Source organism: Actinosynnema sp. NPDC023658 (genome assembly GCF_040639995.1).
Classification (GTDB): domain Bacteria; phylum Actinomycetota; class Actinomycetes; order Mycobacteriales; family Pseudonocardiaceae; genus Actinosynnema.
On the sequence record NZ_JBFAAX010000947.1, the window covers coordinates 1 to 2083 of the forward strand.

2 protein-coding genes are annotated in these 2083 nt (G+C 72.4%); both read left to right on the forward strand.

What is annotated here, in order from left to right:
* Positions 1-1619, forward strand: a 1619-nt coding sequence (locus AB0G02_RS36760; protein WP_360804076.1) for an alpha-amylase family glycosyl hydrolase, incomplete at its 5' end; no start/stop codon positions are given.
* Positions 1616-1939, forward strand: a complete 324-nt coding sequence (locus AB0G02_RS36765; RefSeq protein ID WP_360804079.1) for an STAS domain-containing protein — start codon at positions 1616-1618, stop codon at positions 1937-1939. The genes AB0G02_RS36760 and AB0G02_RS36765, both read left to right, overlap by 4 nt.
* The last annotated feature ends 144 nt before the right edge of the window (positions 1940-2083 follow it).

The following is a 2083-nucleotide window of genomic DNA, read 5'->3' on the forward strand; positions in this document are numbered from 1 at the left end:
GGTACCGCAGCCGGGTCGTGGCGGGCGGGTTCGACTGGGAGGGCGACCGTCCGCTCGGGTTGCCCGCGTGCGACCTCGTCGTGTACGAGCTGCACGTGCGCGGGTTCACCCGCCACCCCTCGTCCGGGGTGGCCGCGCCCGGCACCTACGCGGGGGTGGCCGAGAAGGTCGGCCACCTCCGCGACCTCGGCGTCAACTGCGTCGAGCTGCTGCCCGTGTTCGAGTTCGACGAGCTGGCCAACGACCGGTTCGACCCGGTGGCCGGCCAGGCGCTGTGGAACTACTGGGGCTACAACCCGGTCGGCTTCTTCGCGCCCAAGGCGGGGTACGCGGCGGGCGACGACCCCGCGGCGGAGCTGAAGTCGCTGGTGAAGACGCTGCACCGGGCCGGCATCGAGGTGGTGCTCGACGTGGTGTTCAACCACACCGCCGAGGGCGACGACACCGGACCGGCGATCTCGTTGCGGGGCCTGGACGACGAGGTGTTCTACCTGCACGACGACCGGGGGCGGTACCTGAACTTCAGCGGCACCGGCAACACGGTCAACGCCAACCACCCGCAGGTGGTCGAGTTCATCCTGGACTGCCTGCGGTTCTGGGTCTCGGAGTACCACGTCGACGGGTTCCGGTTCGACCTCGCGTCGGCGCTGACCCGGGGCCCCGACGGCGTCCCGCTCGCGGACCCGCCGCTGGTGAGGGCCATCGCCGCGGACCCGTTGCTGCGCGACACCAAGCTCATCGCGGAGCCGTGGGACGCGGGCGGGCTGTACCAGGTCGGGTCGTTCCCGGCGCACGGGCGGTGGGCCGAGTGGAACGGGCGGTTCCGCGACACCGTCCGGCGATTCGTCAAGGGCGCCGCGGGCGTGGCGGGGGAGCTGGTGCGCCGGCTGGGCGGCTCGCCGGACCTGTACGGCGAACGCGGACCCCGGGCGTCGGTGAACTTCGTGACGTCCCACGACGGGTTCACCCTGGCGGACCTGTTCTCCTACAACGAGAAGCACAACGAGCGCAACGGCGAGTCCAACCGGGACGGCGAGCAGGCCAACCACTCGTGGAACTGCGGCCACGAGGGACCGACGTCCGACCCGGGCGTGCTGGCCCTGCGCGAGCGGCTGACCCGCAACGCGCTGACGCTGCTGCTGCTCAGCCGGGGCGTGCCGATGCTGGTCGCGGGCGACGAGTTCGGGCGCACCCAGCAGGGCAACAACAACGCCTACTGCCACGACGACGAGGTGACGTGGGTCGACTGGGAGCAGGCCCGGCGGAACCCCGGGCTGACGGAGTTCACCCGGTCGCTGATCGCGTTCCGGCACGCGCACCCGGCGCTGCGCCGTGACGCGTTCGACGGCGTCGAGTGGCACGCGCCGGACGAGTCGCCGGAGAACCGGGTGGTGGCGGTGACGTTCTCCGCGCCGGACGACGTGGTCTTCCTCGCCGCCAACGCATTCTGGGAGCCGGTGGACGTCACCTTGCCCCCGTTGCCCGCGAACCGGGAGTGGCGGCTGTTCGTCGACACCTCCGACGTCCACCGGGAAGTACCCGACCAGGACCGCATCACCGCGGGACCGCGCTCGGTCCTGGTGCTCACCGCTGTTCCGCGAGGAGGAGTGCAGGGATGACGATGTACGCGAAGTTGGAGATGGACGAGGACCGGGCGACCGTGACCCTGGCCGGTTACGCGGGCCCGGAGGCGGTGTCCCGCCTGGACCGGCTGATCAGGGCGGTGGCGTTGCTGCCGGTGCGACAGCTGGTGTTCGACCTGGAACGCCTCACCGCCCTGCCCACGGCCGGCCTGCGCAGCCTGCTGATGGCCCACCAGTCCGCCGGGGCGGAGCTGAGGATCGAGATCACCGGCGCGCGGGGACCGGTGGCGGAGACGATCCGGTTGTCCGGTCTGGGCGGCACGATGACCGCGCCGCAGATGGCCCTCGTGGCCTGACAACCCCGCCGGGGGGTGGGGGGCCCCCCCCCCCCCCGGGCGCCGGGGCCGGCGGGGCGCGGGGGCGGGGGTGGGCGGGGCGGGGGGGCCGGGGCTCGGTCCTCGTTTTAACCGAGGATCGGTGACGGTGTTTCCGTACATTTC

Bases quoted from the DNA above. Each gene is read 5' to 3' on its own strand.
- AB0G02_RS36765 (WP_360804079.1), top strand. From the start codon at position 1,616: ATGACGATGTACGCGAAGTTGGAGATGGACGAGGACCGGGCGACCGTG.